Source organism: Sphingobacterium sp. UBA1897 (assembly GCF_002337775.1).
Taxonomy (GTDB): domain Bacteria; phylum Bacteroidota; class Bacteroidia; order Sphingobacteriales; family Sphingobacteriaceae; genus Sphingobacterium; species Sphingobacterium siyangense.
The window spans coordinates 74,737-95,429 of record NZ_DDGR01000025.1; the positions used below are offsets into that span (position 1 = coordinate 74,737).

18 protein-coding genes are annotated in these 20,693 nt (G+C 33.7%); all 18 read left to right on the forward strand.

Annotated features, from left to right (window positions below; all coding sequences use genetic code 11):
• Positions 1-4 precede the first annotated feature (4 nt).
• The 18 genes from rfbD to B4N43_RS16270 all read left to right on the forward strand — a co-directional run bounded on the left by rfbD (position 5) and on the right by B4N43_RS16270 (position 20,685).
• Positions 5-862, forward strand: coding sequence for a dTDP-4-dehydrorhamnose reductase (gene rfbD / locus B4N43_RS16185; protein ID WP_286735597.1), 858 nt, complete (start codon positions 5-7; stop codon positions 860-862).
• Positions 863-889: 27 nt separating this feature from the next.
• On the forward strand, positions 890-1,756 hold the full coding sequence (gene rfbA, locus B4N43_RS16190) for a glucose-1-phosphate thymidylyltransferase RfbA (protein WP_286735598.1): 867 nt from the start codon (positions 890-892) through the stop codon (positions 1,754-1,756).
• Positions 1,749-3,263 (forward strand): lipopolysaccharide biosynthesis protein, encoded by a 1,515-nt coding sequence (locus tag B4N43_RS16195; protein WP_286735599.1) that lies wholly within the window; start codon positions 1,749-1,751, stop codon positions 3,261-3,263. The genes rfbA and B4N43_RS16195 overlap by 8 nt, the downstream gene beginning before the upstream one ends.
• Positions 3,260-4,447, forward strand: a complete 1,188-nt coding sequence (locus tag B4N43_RS16200) for a hypothetical protein (protein WP_286735600.1) — start codon at positions 3,260-3,262, stop codon at positions 4,445-4,447. The genes B4N43_RS16195 and B4N43_RS16200 overlap by 4 nt, the downstream gene beginning before the upstream one ends.
• On the forward strand, positions 4,422-5,585 hold the full coding sequence (locus B4N43_RS16205; RefSeq protein ID WP_286735601.1) for a glycosyltransferase: 1,164 nt from the start codon (positions 4,422-4,424) through the stop codon (positions 5,583-5,585). Before B4N43_RS16200 ends, B4N43_RS16205 begins: the two co-directional genes overlap by 26 nt.
• A 4-nt stretch (positions 5,586-5,589) precedes the next feature.
• Positions 5,590-6,756: a glycoside hydrolase family 99-like domain-containing protein gene (locus tag B4N43_RS16210; RefSeq protein WP_286735602.1), complete on the forward strand. Its 1,167-nt coding sequence runs from the start codon at positions 5,590-5,592 to the stop codon at positions 6,754-6,756.
• A gap of 3 nt (positions 6,757-6,759) precedes the next feature.
• Complete coding sequence (locus tag B4N43_RS16215; protein ID WP_286735603.1) at positions 6,760-7,860, forward strand: glycosyltransferase; 1,101 nt, start codon at positions 6,760-6,762, stop codon at positions 7,858-7,860.
• Between the two features lie 3 nt (positions 7,861-7,863).
• Positions 7,864-9,135, forward strand: a complete 1,272-nt coding sequence (locus B4N43_RS16220) for a hypothetical protein (RefSeq protein WP_286735604.1) — start codon at positions 7,864-7,866, stop codon at positions 9,133-9,135.
• Position 9,136: 1 nt separating this feature from the next.
• Positions 9,137-9,967, forward strand: a complete 831-nt coding sequence (locus B4N43_RS16225; protein ID WP_286735605.1) for a glycosyltransferase — start codon at positions 9,137-9,139, stop codon at positions 9,965-9,967.
• 4 nt (positions 9,968-9,971) lie between these two features.
• Complete coding sequence (locus B4N43_RS16230; RefSeq protein WP_286735606.1) at positions 9,972-10,832, forward strand: hypothetical protein; 861 nt, start codon at positions 9,972-9,974, stop codon at positions 10,830-10,832.
• A 5-nt stretch (positions 10,833-10,837) separates the two neighbouring features.
• On the forward strand, positions 10,838-11,758 hold the full coding sequence (locus B4N43_RS16235) for an NAD-dependent epimerase/dehydratase family protein (protein WP_286735607.1): 921 nt from the start codon (positions 10,838-10,840) through the stop codon (positions 11,756-11,758).
• A 51-nt stretch (positions 11,759-11,809) separates the two neighbouring features.
• The gene (locus tag B4N43_RS16240; protein ID WP_286735608.1) at positions 11,810-13,750 is read left to right on the forward strand and encodes a polysaccharide biosynthesis protein; all 1,941 of its coding nucleotides are present in this window, start codon (positions 11,810-11,812) and stop codon (positions 13,748-13,750) included.
• A 35-nt stretch (positions 13,751-13,785) separates the two neighbouring features.
• Positions 13,786-14,745 (forward strand): MraY family glycosyltransferase, encoded by a 960-nt coding sequence (locus tag B4N43_RS16245; RefSeq protein WP_286735609.1) that lies wholly within the window; start codon positions 13,786-13,788, stop codon positions 14,743-14,745.
• 5 nt (positions 14,746-14,750) lie between these two features.
• Positions 14,751-15,176: a WxcM-like domain-containing protein gene (locus B4N43_RS16250; protein WP_286735610.1), complete on the forward strand. Its 426-nt coding sequence runs from the start codon at positions 14,751-14,753 to the stop codon at positions 15,174-15,176.
• Positions 15,177-15,343: 167 nt separating this feature from the next.
• Positions 15,344-16,129, forward strand: a complete 786-nt coding sequence (locus B4N43_RS16255) for a polysaccharide biosynthesis/export family protein (RefSeq protein WP_286735611.1) — start codon at positions 15,344-15,346, stop codon at positions 16,127-16,129.
• 8 nt (positions 16,130-16,137) lie between these two features.
• Entirely contained in the window at positions 16,138-18,534 is a 2,397-nt protein-coding gene (locus tag B4N43_RS16260) for a GumC family protein (protein WP_286735612.1), read from the forward strand.
• 135 nt (positions 18,535-18,669) lie between these two features.
• Complete coding sequence (locus tag B4N43_RS16265) at positions 18,670-19,365, forward strand: outer membrane beta-barrel protein (RefSeq protein WP_286735613.1); 696 nt, start codon at positions 18,670-18,672, stop codon at positions 19,363-19,365.
• Between the two features lie 21 nt (positions 19,366-19,386).
• Positions 19,387-20,685 carry an SUMF1/EgtB/PvdO family nonheme iron enzyme gene (locus tag B4N43_RS16270; protein ID WP_286735614.1) on the forward strand — a complete coding sequence of 433 codons (1,299 nt, stop codon included), beginning with the start codon at positions 19,387-19,389 and terminating at the stop codon, positions 20,683-20,685.
• Positions 20,686-20,693: the final 8 nt, after the last annotated feature.

The following is a 20,693-nucleotide window of genomic DNA, read 5'->3' on the forward strand; positions in this document are numbered from 1 at the left end:
AAAGATGAAGATACTAGTTACAGGAGCCTACGGGCAATTGGGGTCAGAAATCAAAGACCTTAGTGTACAATATCCTGATGACGCATTTGCTTTCGTTGATCGGGAAGAAATGCCATTGGATGATCTGGAGAAAGTCTTGGAAGTTTTAGAAACTATAAATCCAGATCTTATTGTGAGTGGTGGGGCATATACGGCTGTTGACAAAGCGGAGTCTGAAGCTGAATTGGTTGATATTATAAACCATCAAGCTGTTGCGAGAATGGCTAGGTGGGCAAAGCAGCATAATAAAAAATTGATTCATATTTCTACAGACTATGTATTTCACGGAAACAGTAGTGCACCTTTAAAAGAGGACGAACCTACTGATCCGATTAATGTCTACGGATTGAGTAAACAAAGAGGCGAAGAAGCTATTATTGATTCAGAAGCTGATGCGATTATTATTCGCACGGCTTGGGTCTATTCAAGCTACGGCGCAAACTTTGTTAAAACCATGATTCGTTTGATGACTGAGCGTGACGAAATTTCCGTTATTGCAGATCAAATAGGGTCACCTACATACGCTAGGGATTTAGCACGGGCGATCATGGTAATAGCTCATAGTGACAAATGGGCGAAAGGTATTTTTCACTTTTCAAATGAAGGCGAAATATCCTGGTTTGACTTTGCTGTTGCGATCCGTGAGATTAAGCACTTAGATTGTAAAATTCATCCAATTGCGACCGAACAGTATCCAACACCGGCCAAACGGCCAAAATATTCCCTGTTGGATAAAGCGAAAATCAAGAATATATTTGATGTGAATATCCCCGCATGGAAATCTAGCTTAGTGGAGATGTTGGAAAAACTTGAAGATAAATAATAGCAGACAAATCAAGAACGAAAGAACATGAAAGGAATAATTCTAGCCGGTGGGTCCGGAACACGTCTGCATCCACTGACTTTAGCTGTTTCAAAGCAATTGATGCCAGTGTATGATAAACCGATGATATATTACCCATTATCAACTTTGATGCTTGCTGGTATAAACGAAATATTGATTATTTCAACACCTCAAGATCTTCCCAATTTTCAAAAGCTTTTGGGAGATGGCTCTCATATTGGATGCAAATTTTCTTATAAGGAGCAACCTTCGCCAGATGGACTTGCGCAAGCTTTCATTTTGGGGGAAGAATTTATTGGTGATGACAAAGTAGCGTTGATCTTAGGCGATAATATCTTTTATGGATCAGGTATGTCGCAGCTTTTGCAATCATGTGCTAACCCAGAAGGCGGTGTTGTTTTCGCATATCAAGTCCATGATCCAGAACGTTACGGTGTGGTAGAGTTTGATAAAGATAACAAGGTTGTATCAATTGAAGAAAAACCCAAGGAGCCAAAGTCAAATTATGCTGTCCCCGGACTTTATTTTTATGATAATGATGTGGTCAGAATAGCAAAAAGTATTAAACCTTCCGACCGTGGGGAATTGGAGATTACAGACGTTAATAGGGTATATTTGCAACAAAGTAAGTTAAAAGTTGGGGTGTTTGATCGCGGTACAGCATGGTTAGATACAGGTACAATTCAATCGTTGATGCAAGCTGGTCAGTTTGTACAGGTTATTGAGGAGCGGCAAGGAACTAAAATTGGCGCAATTGAAGAGGTTGCTTATAGAATGGGGTATATTGACAAACAACAGCTGATTAAAATTGCAGAGCCTTTAAGAAAAAGTGGATATGGTGATTATTTATTAAAAGTCGTTTTGAATGGATAAGCAGTCTTCCATTTTAAAAAACTCAATATTTCTATTTATCAGAATGATAGTTACTCTAGTGGTTTCTTTGTATACCGTCAGAGTATTATTGGAAGTTTTAGGTATAGTAGATTACGGTATATATAATCTAGTTTACGGAGTTATTACAGGAATTAGTTTCGTGAGTATATCTTTAGCTACAGCGGCGCAAAGATTCATGTCACACGATTTGGGTTTAAAGAAATTTAGAAAACTTAGTTATACTTTTTCCACAATTTTTAATCTTTTTTTTATTTTTGGTTTAATTGTTGGGCTTGTTATGTTTGCATTTGGTTCCCAAATTGTGAAAGAAATAAACATTCCAATAAATAGAATAGATGCGGCGTTGCGACTGTTGCAGATAACCTGTATAACGTTCTTTTTCACTCTTATCATCATTCCACTAAATGCTTTAATAATATCATATGAAAAAATGAAATTTTTTTCATATTTAACAATATTTGACGTAACCGCTAAATTGCTTGTTATTTACTTGTTGCAAATTATATCTTACGATCCATTAATACTATATGGGTTATTCTTACTTTTAATATCGGTACTCAATTTCTTAATTTATGCTTTATTTGTTCGACATTCATTAAAAGATGTCAAATATTATAGAACCATTGTTAGGTCTAGATTCGCAGAAATATTTAATTTTTTTAAATGGAGCTTATTTGGCTCTTTAACTACAGTAGCCAATGATCAAGGTGTAAATATCGTATTGAACTTATTCTTTGGCCCAGCTATAACTGGTAGTAGAGCGATAGCAAACAGAGTTGTGAATGTCTTAAGTCAACTGAGTAATACAGTTTTTATAGCGGTATCTCCGCAAATTGTTAAATCTTTTGCAGCGAAAGATTTTGACTACACACGTAAGTTAATATTAGGAAGTTCTAAACTTACATTATACCTTATTCTCTTAGTGGTAATTCCTCTTTACATTAATATGGAGTTTATTCTGAATTTGTGGCTCAAAACAATATCATCAGATATTATCATATTTACTCAGGCATCGATGTTTTTTGTGCTTCTATCTTGTTTAGAAAACCCCCTTACCCAGCTAGTGAGAGCATATGGAGAAATAAAAAAATATCAAATAACAGTCGGAGGGGTCACCTTATTGATTGTTCCCATTGGTTGTTTATTTTTTTATTATGGTGCTAAACCAATTGCGATAATTTGGATTATGAATATAATTTATTTTATTGCACTGTTCATTCGTATTTATATAGTTAACTTATATTTGAAGATAAATGTACGTTCTTATATTTGGGAAATAATAATCAAAACCATTATTATCTCTTCCATTCCAGTAATTATTCATCATTTAATATTAAATCAATTGGATTCAATTGTATCTTGGAAATTTCGTTTATTCGAAGTGGGAGCTTTCTATATTTTATATATTATTTTGATCTTTTTAGTTGGATTGAGTTCTTTTGAAAAGGGAAATATAGTACGATTTTTTAGAAACAAACTAAGATGAAGAAAAGTAAACTAACTTCAATTTATTTCTTTTTGTTACTAGTAGCAGCATTAGGATCTATGTATTTTAGATATTTTTGGGATGTAAGACCATATCTAAGTATTTTAGCGGCGCTAATGTCTGTTACATATTGCAATATTCTTCCAAATAGTTTTAATAGAATAAACAATAAAAATGCTTTTCCAATACTGCTATTTTTTGTGCTACGATGTTATCTTTCCATTGATGAAAATATCAATGGGATAATATTTTGCTTTTCCGAGATTATTATAGTTACATTCTTTATTTTATTAAGAGATGATATAAAATCACAGTTTTTAGATTACTTCACGAAGAAATTTGCCATTATACTTGGTTTATCTCTTTTTGGATGGCTTTTGTTTCTATTGCGTGTAAGTATTCCTCATGATATTCTTATTTATGGTGATAAGGGGGCTTATCAATATGAGAACTATTATATCTTCTTGAAAATATTCAATCAATATTCGTTGGAAGTTTTCCCTCGCTTTCAAGGGCTTTTTTTAGAGCCTGGACATTTAGGGTTATGTTTACCTTTCTTCCTCTATATATATAAGTTTGACTTCAAAAACCACAAATTTTTATATGTTTTCCTTATTGCTACTATATTATCCTTTTCTCTTGCAGCTTATGTTTTGGTTTTTTTAGCTTTCTTTTTTATCAAAATATCAAACGTTAAAAGTTTTGTTAATTTGTTATTATTAGGTTCTTTGGGACTAATATTTATTTTATCGATTTCTTCAGGGGATGATAATGTCTTTAATAGATTAATCTTATCTAGATTAGAGGTTCAAGACGGTACTGTTGCTGGAGATAATAGAACAAATCAAATATTTGATCGAAATTTTGATGAATTTTCAAAATCATCAAAATTGTTTGCAGGTGTAGGAAGTGTTGAATATACTTCATATGAGTGGAAAAAGGGAGCTGCTGGATACAAAGTTTTTATATTTAAATATGGATTGATTGGTCTAGTATTACTAGCAGGTTTTTATGTTTCTGTTTGGCGGAAAAGTCGTGTTAATTACTACTCTTCAATTCTATTTGTATTATTTGTATTAAATTTTTATCAACGTGAGTATGCATATTGGTTAGTTTCTATTTTGATTTTTGTATCCGCTATTTCTAATTTTAAAAATTATGTCGAACAAAATAAAAATAAATAATATTTTATTTATTTTGAACTCTTCCTCAAAGCATGCAGGGTCAAATAAATCATTTTTAAATATTATTTTAAATTTAGATAAATCTAAATTCAGACCTATTGTATTAATTCCTAATAGAGGGGAAATATGTATGATATTTGATGAATATAGTATAGATTACTTTGTAGTGTCGTATTTTCAAGATATTTATCCTTATCGTAAAGGTATAATTCGGAATTTATTATTTCCATTGAACATTATTAGATATAGATATACTAACTATATTGCACAGAAGAGAATAGAACTTATATCTAATAAGTTTAATATTGATATCATCCATACAAATGTGGGAACTATTCATTTTGGCTACTACGTAAGTTTAAAATGTGGTATTCCCCATATATGGCATCTTAGAGAGTATCAAGATTTAGATTTTAATTTTTCCCCTTTTCCATCTAAATCATCTTTTAAAAATCTTCTTAAGCGAAATACCTTTAACATAACAATTTCTAAAGATATTTTTAATCATTTTTCATTAAGTAAATCAAATAGTGTCTTGATTTATAACGGTATTAAAAGTCTTGAAGATAAGGTGTTTAATCGTTGTAAAGACAATTATTTTCTTTACGCAGGAAGATTAGAAATAAATAAGGGAATTTTTGATCTATTGAAAGTGTATAGAGAGTTTAAAAAAGATAATGAAAGTAAAATCCGGTTATTAATAGCAGGCGATACAAAAAATATAGCTTTTAAAGAAAAGTTAGAAAATTTTGTTGTCGAAAACCATTTGGATGATAGTGTAGATTTTTTAGGTATGAGGGATGATATTGATCTTCTTATGCAGAATGCTAAAGCACTGATTGTTCCTTCACTGAGTGAAGGTTTTGGAAGAATTACTGTTGAAGCACTGTTTAACGGATGTTTAGTAATTGGATATGATAATGCTGGAACATCTGAAATTTTGGGAGGTAAGAATTATGGTTTTCTATATAAAACTCCTAGAGAATTGATTCAATATTTAAAAATGTTTGATAATGACGAAATCGATTATCAAACACTTATTTACGAAGCTCATAAAGATATAGTTCAATATTCAAATGAACAATATATAGAAAAGATACAAAATACTTATATTAATATTTTGAAGCTAAAATCTTGATAGAATGAATAAAAAGAAAGCTAGAATTATCGCCTTATATCTACCACAGTTTCATCCAATAGAAGAAAATAATAGATGGTGGGGTAAAGGGTTTACAGAATGGACGAATGTTGGAAAGGCAAGGCCATTATTTAAAGGCCACTATCAGCCGAAAGTTCCTGCGGATTTAGGGTATTATGATCTTAGATATCCAGAAATAAGACAACAGCAAGTTGATTTAGCAAAAGATGCGGGAATAGAAGGATTTTGTTATTGGCAATATTACTTTGGTGGCGGTAAGATGCTTTTGGAGAAACCTTTTGAAGATGTATTAAATTTGGGGAAACCTGATTTTCCATTTTGCTTAGCTTGGGCGAACCATTCTTGGTCAAATAAAACTTGGCAAAAAAGTCAATCCTTGCTTCAATCGGATGGTTTACTGATGGAGCAACTATATGCTGGTAAAAAGCAGTATGAAGAACATTTTTATTATAATTTAAAAGCGTTTAAAGACAAAAGGTATATTAAAGTTGATGGAAAGCCAGTGTTTCTCGTTTTCGATCCACATGCAATTCCTGATCCTAAAGTATTTATTACTACCTGGAATGAGCTTGCCTTGGAGAATGGCTTACCAGGTATACACTTTGTAGGTATACAAAGTAGTCTATCTGGCTTCTATTATGATAGTCAGCATAAAAGAGTAAACTACATTCCGAAGAAGAATGAACCTGCAGCATCTCGCTACAAAAGCGTCTTAGAACTCGGTTTTGATGCTGTTAATTCTAGGGGACTGTTCAGAGCCGAATTGAACGTTAAAGGTATAAAAGCAAAGATTTTAAAATATTGTTCTAGAAAATTGAATCTCAATTACATTGATGTTTACAAATACAAGGATATTATAAAACATTTATATGTTGAAGAGGATAAGTGGAACAATGTCTATCCGACTTTATTGCCAAATTGGGATAGAACTCCCCGGAGTGGAAAAGCAGCTATTATTTATCATGATAGCACTCCCGATTTATTCGAGCAACATTTAAAAAAAGCATTAGAGTTGGTGGAAAATAAAGAAGAAGATAGAAAGTTGTTGTTTCTCATGTCCTGGAATGAATGGGCTGAAGGAAATTACGTAGAACCAGATTTGAGATATGGTACAGGATATCTCGATGTTATAAAAAGAAATATATTTTAAGTGATGAAAATAAAAATTGCTTTCTTGTCTTCTTATTTACCCAAAAAGGGCCCAGTTAAGGTATTGCTAGAGAAGATCAAACACATAGATTATAGTAAGTTCGAGGTTTATATTTATACTTTTAAGAATGAGGTTGATCACTCATATTTAGGAGAATTTGTAAAATATCCAGTCCACATAACGCAAATCAAGCAAGGAGGAAAATTTAATATCTTAAAAAAAGCTAAGGTGCTTCAAAAGGAATTAGACGAAAAAGGGATTGAAATAGTTCATTCACATTGTTTGCCAACGCTTTTTATTAGTGTTTTATTAAGAGGAAAAATTAGGTTTAACACAATTCACATTTATCCCGGAATTCAACTCAAAAAGAAAAAAGGGGGGGTTATTGGTAGTGTTGTTAATACGCTAAATAAAATGGCATTGCGTAAAATTGAATATCCAATTTGTTGTTCGCGAAGTATAAGTGAAGAGTTTAAAGAGAATGATAATCTAGATTTCCCTTATATCCAAAACGGTGTTAGTAGGATTAATTATCCACATACAGATAGAAATGTTATTTGCAAACAGCTCGGATTAGATCCTTCTTACAGGTACTTTATCTCCTTTGGAAGGTTTTCGAAGGAAAAGAATTTCCAATTTTTGATTGAGGCATTTAATAATATTTCTGATAAAAATCTCAGATTGATAATACTTGGAGAGGGACCATTATATCCTACGTTAAAATTACAGGAAACAGATTCTATAATAATTCCTGGATTTAAGGAAAATATTTATGATTATTTGTTTATTTCAGACTATTATACTTCCTCGTCAATAACCGAGGGACTTCCCATGTCTGTTTTAGAAGCAATGTCAATGAAAAAGCCAGTACTGCTATCCGATATTGCTCCTCATAAAGAGATTTTAATAGAAGATGGTGCAGGTTTATTGTATTCATTAAATGATTCTGACGATTTTAAAAGGAAAATAGAAGCGTTTAGAGATCTTAGCTATAACGATATGTCGGATGCGTCTTATAGTTTATTCAAATCAAAGTTTTCTTCTCAAATTATGTCTAACAGGTATCAGGCACTATATTTAGCTGAGTATACTAATAAATTCTAATATATGAGTAATTATAGTTTAAAAGAGCGCCTAATAGCGAAGTCGCTATCCAAATTACCCGGAATTAAAGCCGTGTTAAAAGATATTTATGTTAGATTTAATGCTATAACACATAAGGCACCATATAAGTCGTGGATTAATCTTGAACTTGTGAGTGAGCTTTCTCCCGTAGTTGATCCTAAGGACGGTCAAGAATCATTTTTTGGATACTACGATAAATATCCGATGAATAATTCAGGCTGGGTATTAAGTCATCTAAGTAAGGGAGACACAAAGAGTGATACCGTAAGTGGTGAGCGATTGGAAATTATATTGGTTAATATATTTAGTAAAGAAGTGATTAATATTGGCAGCTCTTTAGCTTACACTTGGCAACAAGGGACGAGGGCTCAATGGATAGATGACGATTGGGTAATATATAATGACTATCATGTTGAAAGTGATCGCTTTATAGCAAATATATATTCCTTGTCCAAAAGAAGTATCGTAAAGACTATTTTCTGTCCTGTTCAGGATTCTTCGAGCAAAGGTTTTTATCTTTCTCTTAATTATAAAAGATTGATGGCCACTACAAAAGATTATGGCTATAAGGTGGGGAAAGATCTTGATAAAGAAGAACTATTGAATATTGAAAATGACGGTATCATTTTAATCAATTATAATAATGAAGAACAAAAGATCTTACATTCTTTAAAAGATATAGCAGATTTGCAAAATCTTAAGTATTCTGATTCAACTGTACATACAGTAAATCACATTATGCTTAATGATTCTGGAAGTAGTTTTATTTTTATTCACCGTTATTATGATAAAGGTATTAGATATGATAGGTTGATTTATTCTGATTTTGATAAACTAAGCGTTTTAGTTGATGAGAATATGGTTAGCCATTGTGCATGGTTAGACGATAGCAATATTGTTGGATATTTAAGATACAATAATATTGATGCTTATTATCAAATCAATACTAGTACCTTTGAAATTAAAGCTATTGACGGTATGAACGATAACAAAGTTGGCGATGGGCATCCTTCAGCGAATAAAAATTTTATAGTCTTTGATTCCTATCCTGATAAGTCTCGACTTCAATCGATTTTCTTGTTTAATAAATCAAAAAATACATGCGATAAATTGGCCAGTTTTTATCAGAGTATAGAATTTAAAGGCCCATCACGGTGTGATTTACATCCCAGATTCAGTTCAAAAGACAAAATCATTTTTTTTGATTCTGTTTTTAATGGAGCGCGTAATCAATATTATATTAAAATTAAATAATATGAGTTTTTCCGTCCTAATTTCCTGTTTTGTTAAGGATAATCCTAATCAATTAGATAAATGTTTGAAGAGTATTTCTGAACAAAGTCTAAGAGCTGATGAAATCGTTTTTGTAAAAGATGGTCCACTAACTGATTCGTTAGAAAGTGTTTTGAATTCTTACAAAGATAGTTTGCCTTTTAAATTTATCTCTTTTGATGTAAATCATGGCTTGGGCTATTCATTAAATAAAGGTTTACTAGAATGTTCATTTGATATTGTTATTAGAATGGACACTGATGATATTTGCCTTGTCGATAGGTTTAAGCGACAATTCGAATACATGAGTCATAATCCACATGTCGATATTTTAGGAGGCTGGGCTTATGACATTGATCAAAATGACAATATTATAGCTGAACGAAAATATCCATCCTGTTGCGATGATATCTACAAATTAATGTGGACTAATCCACTTATTCACCCAACTATTTGTTTTAGAAGATCAAGAATAATAGAGATAGGATCATACAATCCTAAAATTATACGTAGACAGGATTATGATTTATGGATTCGCGCGGCTTATGCTGGTTTTAAAATAGAAAATATGCCAGAATTTTTGATAAAATATAGATTTACAGATAATTATTATAGTAAAAATGGATGGAAAGTAACACTTAATCAGGCGATGATGGGGTATAGGGGAGCAAAATTATTGGGGCTTCCTTTTTACACAAGAATTGCTGTATTTGCGCCTGTTATTCGCACGTTATTACCCAAGAAATTTGTAGGAAAGGTTCATAAATTAATGGGCAGGTATGATCCACGGAAGAATATAAGGTTAACTAAATAGAGATATGAAAAAACTAACAATAACTTTGGCACTGATAGTTCTTTGTTTAAGTGTAAGATCTCAGCATTTATTCATGCGACAAGATTTAAGCAATCAAGCTATTGAATCTTTGATCAAAGATAATCGTATTTCGGAATTTCGAATATTTACCGAATCTAAATTTCTTACTAATGATAACCTTGATTTGACGAAGTTAGAAAAAACTATCCTACAGGATATTCCCAATCCTAATGATAGTGGTTTTCTAGTTTTAAACTGGGAGGGAGAAGGTTTAAAAGAATTATTCGCTCAAAAAAATAATGTGAGGTTTTCTAATTATATTCAACAATACGTAGATGCACTGAGGTTTGTTAAAAAACTTCGACCTCAGATTAAATGTGCTTATTATAATATACCATTTCCAAGGTATGAATCCACAGATAGGACTCATCTCCAAAGAATTGATAAGTTAAATAAAATTATTAGAGAACAGGACTTTCTTGCTCCATCTATGTATATTAGATATCCGAATTCTAATACTAAAAATAGAGATTATATAGAGGCCAATATAGGATTTGCATTGAGAACGGCCAAAAAATATAATAAACCTATATATCCGTTTGTGTGGCATAGAGTAAATCCAATCGATAAGAGAAATGCTTGGCAACTTGTCTCTCTAAATATATTTAGAGAGACAATAAAAGAAATTTTGAATGCAAATTACGATAATAAAAAAGTAGACGGTATTTTTTGGTGGCATTCAGAAAATAATATTTATTCAAAAAGAGCTACGACCGGCGAATTCGAAACAGTTATTAACCGCGATCAATATTTAAAGCGCCTTTTTATGGGTTATTACCAAGTTATTAAATCTTATACGAAGTAATAGATATGAAAATAGATGTTAAAGTCTTAGGGGGAACTGGGATGATAGGCCGAAACCTACTCGACTCGCTAAAATCTGAACCCAATTTAAATCTAAGCACACTTTCATTGAGAGATGAAAAATGGAAATCAGATTTTGACAAAAATAATGATGTGATAATTAATTTAATAGGTAAAGCGCACGATCATAATGGATTATCTAATCAGAGTGATTATTATCAAATTAATGTAGATCTTATAAAAGAAATATTCACCACTTTTTTAGCTTCTGATAGTTCTCTTATGATTCATATCAGTTCAATCGCCGCTGTAGAAGAATTTGAATCCTATATTCCGCTAACGGAAACAGACAAATGTAATCCGGTATCTTGGTATGGAAAATCTAAACTTGATGCGGAAAATTGGCTCTTAGAACAAACGATGCCAGCTAATAAGAAGTTAATAATTCTTCGCCCTCCGATGGTTCATGGTCCAGGAGATAAAGGGAATTTGGGCTTACTTTATAAAATTATCTCTAAAGGAGTACCTTATCCATTATCTTGTTTTGAAAATAGGAGGTCACTTATATCATCTATAAATTTTGCTTTCTTTATAAAGAAAATAATAGAGAATGTTGATAAATTGAGTACTGGAATTTATCATATCGCTGACGACGAATCTATTTCTACATCTGAAATTGTAAAGATCATGAAAGAGGTAACAGGTAAAAGTGTATTAAACTTGTATATACCAAAATTTATAATTAAAAGCATTGCAAAAATTGGAGATGTGATTCCAATGCCTTTAAACAGTACAAGATTAAAGAAAATGACTAGCAGTTTACTTATATCTAATACTAAAATAAAAAAAATTTTGGATATTGATACATTACCTTTATCAGCGAAGGAGGGACTCTTACTAACAATAAAGTCTTTTGCAACAGAATAAGTTAATATTGAATTTATTTCATCTTATTTGAATATCTAATGTTAGAAATTTATGGAACGATCTGAAAAAAAAGCTTTTTTTAGATTTTTAAGAAAAGATGGTCCTCGTTGGCTAGTGCTATTCATCGATTTATTTTCGGTTTGGATATCATTCATTCTTAGCTATATCTCGGTGCTAAAACACCGTGGAGCAATTTCAACTTCGCTGATGTTATTTGAATCGCTTGGGGTTACCTGTATATATTTAATCGTATTTTTATGGTTTAAACCGTATCAAAGTATTGTTAGGCGTACAGGTTTACGTGATTTAAAATTGATTGGAAATTGTGTTGCGGTAGCTTTTACGTTAACTATAATTTTATCTTATATATGGGAATTTATTGCTGCGTATGATTTAGAGCAAAGATACTATTTTTCGCAATCGCAATTGCTGTTTCATGGGCTAATGACTGGAATGGCGATGGCATCTACCCGTCTTTTTTATAAAACAGCGTACCATTCGTTTTATTGGAACAATCGTCAAAATGCCATTCCCGTTATTCTATTTGGCGCAGGAAATATGGGCCATAATACCTATAATCTTTTACAGCTGGGCACCCGTAATCGATACAGAGTGGTTGCTATTTTAGATGATAACCCAACCCGTATTGGTCGATATATACAAGGAGTGCGTATTCGCTCGCTAGAAGAATTAAATATGAATTTGTTAGAAAGGGTTGGTGGTGCACAAGAGCTCGTGATTGCCATCGACAACTCTTCACCAGAACGATTAAAGAATATTACTGCGAAAGCGGAATTATTGCCCATTAAAATTAAGATTATTCCTAACTCCGCGGCGCTATTGGAAGGACGTGTAGCCGCGCAGCAGATTCGTACCTTAAAGGTTTCTGATTTATTGGGGCGCAAAGCGATTGAATTGAATAACCCTAGTATTAACGCAGCATTGAGAGATAAAGTGGTGCTCGTAACAGGTGGTGCAGGTTCTATTGGTTCTGAGCTAGTTCGACAAATAGGTTTGGTTGCATGTAAGTTAGTTGTGCTTGATCAGGCGGAGTCGGCATTATATGATATTCAGCAGGAACTGCAGGATTCTCCCTTTTTTCAAGACTTTACTTTCATTGTAGGAGACGTTCGGGATAAAGATTTTATGGAGGTAGTCTTTGAGCAATATCGTCCCCAGCTTATTTTTCATGCCGCTGCATACAAACATGTTCCCCTGATGGAAGCAAATCCCTATGAAGCCGTATGGACCAATGTATTTGGTTCGTATAATCTGGCTTTACTAGCTGATAAATATCAGGTAGAAAAGTTTGTGATGGTGTCCACCGATAAAGCAGTCAATCCAACAAATGTAATGGGTGCTACCAAGCGTGTGGCTGAGATTGCGGTAAGTGCTATTAATCAAATTTCCAACACTGCTTTTATTGTGACGCGGTTTGGCAATGTGTTGGGGTCAAATGGCTCAGTGATCCCTTTGTTCGAAAAGCAGATTGATAAAGGTGGGCCAATTACAATTACTCATCCAGATATCACTCGCTTTTTTATGACCATTCCCGAGGCCTGCCAATTAGTACAAGAAGCTGGAATCATGGGAAATGGAGGGGAGATCTATGTATTCGACATGGGGGAGTCTGTAAAGATTATGGATTTAGCGAAGCAGATGATTCGTCTCAAAGGCCTCCGTTATCCGGATGATATTAATATAAAAATTGTAGGTCTGCGGCCTGGTGAAAAAATCTTTGAAGAACTTTTGGCAAATGATGAAAATACAGAGAAGACACATCATGAAAAAATTATGATTGCAAAAGTAAATACTATTGATTTAGAAAGCAAACGTAAAAGGATTAATGATCTTTGTCAGCTAGTACAGCAGGCAAATCCGGAAAGGGACAAAATGCAAATTGTTAGCATTATTAAGTCTATAGTTCCGGAATTTAGATCACAGAATTCTATTTTTGAATCGCTTGATATATCGAAAGAACCATTAAATTAGCTATAAATAGATACTATACTTTACTTTACCTAGAAATGATTTACCTACTTGTTCTGATTGCTTTATTTATTTTAGAATTGCTATACTTTAAAGTTGCTGATCGATTTAACATCATCGATAAGCCTAATGAACGCTCTTCGCATTCATCAATCACCCTGCGTGGTGGCGGAGTTGTTTTTTACTTTGGAGCTATTATATATTTTATCTATTCAGATTTCGAATATACTTGGTTTTTCTTAGGATTGTCCTTAATGACATTAGTGTCCTTTTTGGATGATATATATACACTGTCCAACAAGTTAAGACTATTGATACATTTCTTTTCCGTGTTGTTGATGACTTATCAGCTTGATTTGTTTGATATGCCGTGGTATTATTTGTTGATTGGATTTATTGTCGTAGTCGGTGTAATTAATGCCTATAACTTTATGGATGGCATCAATGGGATCACTGCGTGTTATAGCCTTGCCGTTGGAGGGCTATTGATTATTGTAAATCAGCAAGTGAATTTTGTCGCACAAGATCTTTTAATTTTTTCGCTTGAAGGAGTCTTGGTATTTACATTTTTTAATTTTAGGGCAAGAGCCAAGTGTTTTGCTGGGGATGTGGGGTCTGTAGCAATTGCTTATATTTTACTTTTTGCATTAGGCCTATTGATTTTAACAACAGGTAATCTGATTTATATCTTATTTTTGATTGTGTATGGTGTAGATGCTGTTTGGACAATCTTTAGACGTTTATTGCGTAGAGAGAATATTTTTGAAGCTCATCGATCTCATTTATATCAATTTTTGGGAAATGAGGCCGGTATAAACAAATTGCTGATTTCTTTTCTATATGGAGCTATTCAGTTTGTCATAGGTTATTTTGTTATCCAATTTTCAGGAAAGGCTTTGCAGATTCAGCTTATATTTTCAGCGACATTGATAATTGTGTTGAGTATCATTTATTTGCTATTAAAGAGTTATATAATTAATAGATTCGTTAAAGTATGATTAATATGGAAGAATTAAAATTTATTCAAGGTGGAATTGCTGAAGATGAGCGTGGACAAATTCGTTTTGTCAATGAATTTGATATGAGCTTGGTTAAGAGATTCTATATCATAAAAAACGCTGATACTGAGCTAATTAGAGGCTGGCGGGCACATCGTATTGAACAACGCTGGTTTTATGTGCTCTCAGGCAGCTTCAACGTCGATTTAGTAAAGATTGATAATTGGGATAAACCGGATGAAAACTTGAGTATAAAAAATATTGTACTTCATGCGATGGATATGAAGGTATTGCATGTACCTGCTGGCTACGGAACATCTTTTCGTGCATTAACAGTTGATAGTCAACTACTGGTTTACGCAGACTATCTCGTGGACCATGCGCCGTTGGATAATTATACTTGGAAATCTGATTATTTTAATAACGTTTAATGAAAAATATAATATTAGTCTTAACATCAACTTCGGCACAAAAGTTGCTAATGAGGGGCGATATTCGTTACATTACTAGTATCTTGTCAAATTAATGATTTTGTGAATAAAAAAGTATATTTTTGTCATCGAAGTAAAAGAAATCAATTTTATAATTTAAATAAAACATGCAATTAATTTCAAAACATTGTGTATCATTGGGGCTATTTTATACCATGGCGCTATTATTATTATGTTCTTGTGGCTCACGTAAAAATATGGTATACCTACAGAATGATTCTACACAAATTAATACTATATACGAACAATATATACCTAAAATACAAACGAATGATATATTGACAGTTGTTGTGACGGCTGCAGACCCTAAAGTTACTGCACCTTTTAATCCGCTTAGTACGATGATGGCTACAACAATGTCTCAGCAGGTGGATTTAGCTTTAAGACCAACTTATACAGTTGATAATGATGGTAAAATTACGTTACCTATGCTTGGTAAGATAAAAATAGCCGGTTTAACACGTTTAGAGGCTATTGAGAAAATTCGTGGCGAACTCGCTAATTATATAAAAGATCCTGGTGTCAACATTAATTTTAATAACTTTAGAGTTTCTGTTTTGGGGGAGGTTGCTAGACCCGGATCTTTCATTGTACCTTCAGAGCGAGTAACAGTATTAGAAGCATTAAGTATGGCAGGAGATTTGACAATTAGGGGTATTAGAGAAAATGTACTGATTATTCGTGAAGAAGGAGGGCAAAAAAGTATCCATAGACTGGATTTAACAAAACAAAGTACTTTAAATTCGCCCTATTATTATTTAGCTCAAAATGATGTAATTTACGTAGAGCCAAATAAATCTCAAATTAACAATTCTAAATTGGGAGCTAATACTAATGTAATTATCTCTGTTGCTAGTTTATTAATTACTGTTATTTCAGTATTAACTCGTTAATATAATCCATGGAAGCAAAACCTATAAATAATAAAGAAGATCAAGAGGAAATAAATTTGAGACAACTATTCGAGCAATATGCTTACTATTGGAAATGGTTTGTCTTAACATCATTTTTCGCATTGGCTATAGCGCTGTTTTATCTGCGTTACGCACAAAGATCTTATAATACCACCGCTAAAATTTTATTAAAAGATGAGAAGAGTGCATCTGCGGGTGAGCTAGCAGGTATAGCAGAGCTGTCGAGTTCATTAGGTTTTGGAGGAACCCGAGCTGCATTTGTTACAGATCAAATCGAGGTTTTAGCATCAAGAAGATTGATGCGTAAAGTTGTAGATAAGCATCATTTAAATATTAAATATGCTTCAAAAGGTAAAATTAGATCAAATGAAATATTGGAAAGGGATATGCCTTTCTATTTGCAAATTAATGGTGATCAAGATACTACAAATTTTAAATTGCTTGTCAAATTAACTGGTAAGAATCAACTTCGGGTTACCGATTTATTATCCGGAGAGAAGAAAGTTTTTGAATACGGTAAAGTATCACAAATAGGTCAATATTCAATAGGATTTCATGAAAATAAAATAAAGGATAAGGATTTTGATGATTCATATGAAATCAGCGTTATTCCCAAAAACTGGGCTGTAGACGATTGTATTGCTTCGATTAATATTACTCCGAGTAAAGAAATGCAATCTTATATTGTTAATTTTTCGATGATATCTAGTTTAGGTAGAAAGGCTGAATTAATTCTCAATTCATTAATTGATGTGTATAATGAGGATTTAACTTACGATAAGTTGAGAATGACGAGGGCTACTTCTGATTTTATTAACAAACGATTGATCTTGATATCTAAAGATTTATCAGGGTCGGATGAGAAAGTCGCTGAATTCAAGTCTTCCAACTCTATGGTAGATATGGCTACTGAGGCTAATGTTTTTTTGAATACTGCATCCGATAACGATAAAAAAGTTCTTGAATATAAAACGCAATTGAAATTGGTGGATCATATGAATGATTACCTTAGAAATCAAGAAGAAGGGAAACTGTTGCCATCGAATATTGGTTTACAAGATGCTTCTATTGTGGCTTCTATTACGTCTTATAATCAACTGGTATTAGAGCGAGATGACTTATTAAAGTCTGCATCCGACAAAAACCCGGCAGTTATTTCCTTGAATGAAAACATATCAGAAAGCGTTAAAAATATTCAACAATCTTTAAGAAATTATCAACGTGTCACCCAATTGGCATTGAGTAGTATTCAAGGAAAGTCGAACGAGATAAGAAATAGAATTAGTTCTATTCCTAATCAAGAACAAGGTTTTAAAAAGATCTCACGTCAACAACAGATAGTGGAGTCGCTTTATCTTCTATTATTACAGAAAAGAGAAGAGAGCGAAGTGAAAGCTGCGGCCACTCCAGATAATCTCAAAATTATTGATGCGGCCTATGGTGACGGTAAGCCGGTTGCACCTAGAAAAGTTATTATTCTTCTGGGCGCATTAATAATGGGATTTGTTATTCCATTTGTTATTCTTTATGCCAAATTTTTATTAGACAATAAGATACACTCCCGTAAGGATATCGAAGATCTTGTGAAAATCCCCGTTTTAGGCGAAATACCGACTGCCGAAGACACTATCGTACATTTGAATGATCGCTCTTCTTTGGCTGAAGCCTTCCGGATCTTGCGAACCAATATGAACTTTATGTTTGGTGCTGATCAAAAGGATAGCTCAAAAGTTGTGTTTGTTACTTCCACAATTTCGGGTGAGGGAAAATCCTTTGTAACGACGAACCTTGCTCAAATCTTATCCATGTCTGGTAAAAAAGTATTATTGATGGGTGCGGATATACGTAGTCCTAAAGTATTAGACTATTTGGGGTTATCACATTTACAACACACAAATGTTGGTATTACACAATTTCTGATCAATCCGGATATGGATGTCGATAATATTATTATTAAAAAACCAGGTAATTATGATTTTGATGTGGTATATTCAGGCTATATTGCGCCTAATCCTGCCGAGTTATTGATGAATGGCCACTTTGATGATGTGATTAAATATGCGCGTAATCATTATGACTATATTTTGGTCGATACAGCGCCAGTGAGTTTAGTTACGGATACTTTATTAATTGCACATAATGCGGATTTGACTTTATATGTATCTCGTGTCAATTACCTAGATAAGCGCTTGTTGCAAGTGCCGCGTGAACTTTATGTTGACGGTAAATTGAAAAATCTCGCTGCTGTAGTCAACGATGTCGATTTCGCGCGTGGCTATGGTTATGGCTATGGCTACGGCTACGGATATGGCGACAAAGGGAAAAAGAAAACAGGCCTTGCAAAGGTCTGGCAAGACCTAAAAGATCGTTTAAATATAAAATAGATCTATAATCTTATAGATTTTGGCCTTATTGTTGTTTAACCCCAAGTCGATAACCCGACTTGGGGTTTTCTTTTGACAATATTATTTACAGCAATCCGTTATGATTGTAATATTTTTAATACTAATCAACTTACAATGACAAAAAAACTATTCTTTACGTTATTCGGAGTAATCTTTCTCATGATAGGAAAACTATCGGCACAGTTCTCTCGCCCCATCAGTGTCGGAGCAGGGGCTGGAGCAACGATCAGTCTTACAGATTTGGCGAATGTGGAATCCAAATTTGCTTTTTATGGTGAAGCGGATTACTTGATCACTCCTTTTATCTCTGTGGGATTGCACGGTGAAAAAGGAATTTTGGCCGGAAATGGTTATAACAGCAATTTCGAAAATCGGTATTTTGCGGGTAATGTGAACGGTAAAGTGCGTGTTGGGCAATTTCTGGCTCAAAATGATAATTATAGCTATTACACTTTACAAGCAAGTACCTTGTCAAAAATAATAGCTAATATCTACGTGGGAGCCGGCGCAGGATTGGTCAAAAATAGAATCAAAAACCAATTGGATCCTAGTTATGTCGATGCGATCGTAAATCAAGGGGCAGAGTTGTTAAACGATAAAAAAGGGGAAATCCATTTCGTTGTTCCCTTAAATGTCGGTGTGGATATTCCTTTTGGTCGTACTTTGTATGGTCCCCAATGGGCTATCAATGTTAACTACCAGCATTCGCTGACTTTTAACGATAACCTCGATGGAATTAAAAATAAAAGCAATGACCAATATGGTTTTGTTTCTCTGGGTGTAAAATATGGTCTATTTAATCGTAAATAATCTAATCGAAAAACATAACGCATGAAAAATATATTTAAAGCAAAGCTGGATAGCAGGCTCTTGGGGCTGTTTGCTTTCGCTACTTTGATCGGCTTCTCGGCCTGTAATTCAAATTCTGCTATGTATAAGGCACCAAAGGTAAATGCATTTAAAGGTGGCAAATTACCTCCGCCTCCCGGTATGGTCTATATTCCATCAGGCACGATCCTTTTTAAGGGTTCTTTAGATAGTGGGAATGTCGGTAAAAATGTTAGTGTAAGTGCCTTCTTTATTGATGAAGCTGAAGTGACAAATAAGCAATATCGCGAATTTGTAAATTGGGTGGCTGATTCTGTAGCGGTAACGGATTACCTTCAAGATGAGAGCTATTTTCTGGATATTGCTGGAGAAGAGGTCGGTCAAAAACGTATCAATTGGGCAAAAGTCAAAAAGGTTTCACCACTTTGGAAAAGTAATGATCCGAGTATTCAAGAACGGATCGCTCCTATGCTCGAAATGCATGGCAATAGACGTGCACTTAATCCAGAAGTGATCAGATATCGTTTTTCTTATTTGCAATCGAAAGGAAATATGAAAAAGAAGTACGTAACCGATACGGTTGCGGTGATGCCTGTGGAAGATATTTGGACTAAAGATTTTCCAAATGCACAGTTAGCTTCGCTGGATGCGAATTATTTTACGCATCCTTCTTTTGATTATTATCCTGTTGTTGGTGTTACATGGAGACAGGCTCGTGCTTTTACGGATTGGCGCGCAAATGAAATGGCCGCAACGGTGCTAAAGAATTCGTACCTGAACGGCTACCAATTGAGTCTGAGTCTACCAACCGAAGCACAATGGCAGTATGCGGCTTCTGGTAAATTGGATCCGCAGGATACCATTGCTGGTTCTCGTATGACAATTGATGGGACAGAAGGTAAAAAGAAGTTGGCTGTCAATTTTAAACAGGGAGAAGGAACTTATTCACGAGATGGTGCAACCTTTACTTTACCAGTCAAGTCGTATATGCCGAATGCCTTTGGTGTATATAATATGGCCGGTAATGTGGCTGAGTGGACATTGGATGCTTATAGCCCATCTGCTGTCGTATTTGTGAATGACTTGAATCCTGCTTTGCTTTACGATGCGGATAACAAGGACGGTGATGCATTGAAGCGTAAGGTTGTGCGTGGAGGGTCTTGGAAAGACAATGGTGAGCAGCTGAATAGCGAAACAAGAAATTATTCAGTTGACTATGAACCGCATTCCTATATTGGTTTTCGTTGTGTTATGTCAGCATTTGAAATGCCTACTGTACAAAGTAAAACACGTAAATACTAATTCTTTGA

Bases quoted from the DNA above. Each gene is read 5' to 3' on its own strand.
- B4N43_RS16240 (WP_286735608.1), top strand. From the start codon at position 11,810: ATGGAACGATCTGAAAAAAAAGCTTTTTTTAGATTTTTAAGAAAAGAT.
- B4N43_RS16210 (WP_286735602.1), top strand. From the start codon at position 5,590: ATGAATAAAAAGAAAGCTAGAATTATCGCCTTATATCTACCACAGTTT.
- B4N43_RS16200 (WP_286735600.1), top strand. From the start codon at position 3,260: ATGAAGAAAAGTAAACTAACTTCAATTTATTTCTTTTTGTTACTAGTA.
- B4N43_RS16195 (WP_286735599.1), top strand. From the start codon at position 1,749: ATGGATAAGCAGTCTTCCATTTTAAAAAACTCAATATTTCTATTTATC.
- B4N43_RS16230 (WP_286735606.1), top strand. From the start codon at position 9,972: ATGAAAAAACTAACAATAACTTTGGCACTGATAGTTCTTTGTTTAAGT.
- rfbA (WP_286735598.1), top strand. From the start codon at position 890: ATGAAAGGAATAATTCTAGCCGGTGGGTCCGGAACACGTCTGCATCCA.
- B4N43_RS16235 (WP_286735607.1), top strand. From the start codon at position 10,838: ATGAAAATAGATGTTAAAGTCTTAGGGGGAACTGGGATGATAGGCCGA.
- B4N43_RS16250 (WP_286735610.1), top strand. From the start codon at position 14,751: ATGGAAGAATTAAAATTTATTCAAGGTGGAATTGCTGAAGATGAGCGT.
- rfbD (WP_286735597.1), top strand. From the start codon at position 5: ATGAAGATACTAGTTACAGGAGCCTACGGGCAATTGGGGTCAGAAATC.
- B4N43_RS16255 (WP_286735611.1), top strand. From the start codon at position 15,344: ATGCAATTAATTTCAAAACATTGTGTATCATTGGGGCTATTTTATACC.
- B4N43_RS16245 (WP_286735609.1), top strand. From the start codon at position 13,786: ATGATTTACCTACTTGTTCTGATTGCTTTATTTATTTTAGAATTGCTA.
- B4N43_RS16205 (WP_286735601.1), top strand. From the start codon at position 4,422: ATGTCGAACAAAATAAAAATAAATAATATTTTATTTATTTTGAACTCT.
- B4N43_RS16260 (WP_286735612.1), top strand. From the start codon at position 16,138: ATGGAAGCAAAACCTATAAATAATAAAGAAGATCAAGAGGAAATAAAT.
- B4N43_RS16220 (WP_286735604.1), top strand. From the start codon at position 7,864: ATGAGTAATTATAGTTTAAAAGAGCGCCTAATAGCGAAGTCGCTATCC.
- B4N43_RS16225 (WP_286735605.1), top strand. From the start codon at position 9,137: ATGAGTTTTTCCGTCCTAATTTCCTGTTTTGTTAAGGATAATCCTAAT.
- B4N43_RS16265 (WP_286735613.1), top strand. From the start codon at position 18,670: ATGACAAAAAAACTATTCTTTACGTTATTCGGAGTAATCTTTCTCATG.
- B4N43_RS16215 (WP_286735603.1), top strand. From the start codon at position 6,760: ATGAAAATAAAAATTGCTTTCTTGTCTTCTTATTTACCCAAAAAGGGC.
- B4N43_RS16270 (WP_286735614.1), top strand. From the start codon at position 19,387: ATGAAAAATATATTTAAAGCAAAGCTGGATAGCAGGCTCTTGGGGCTG.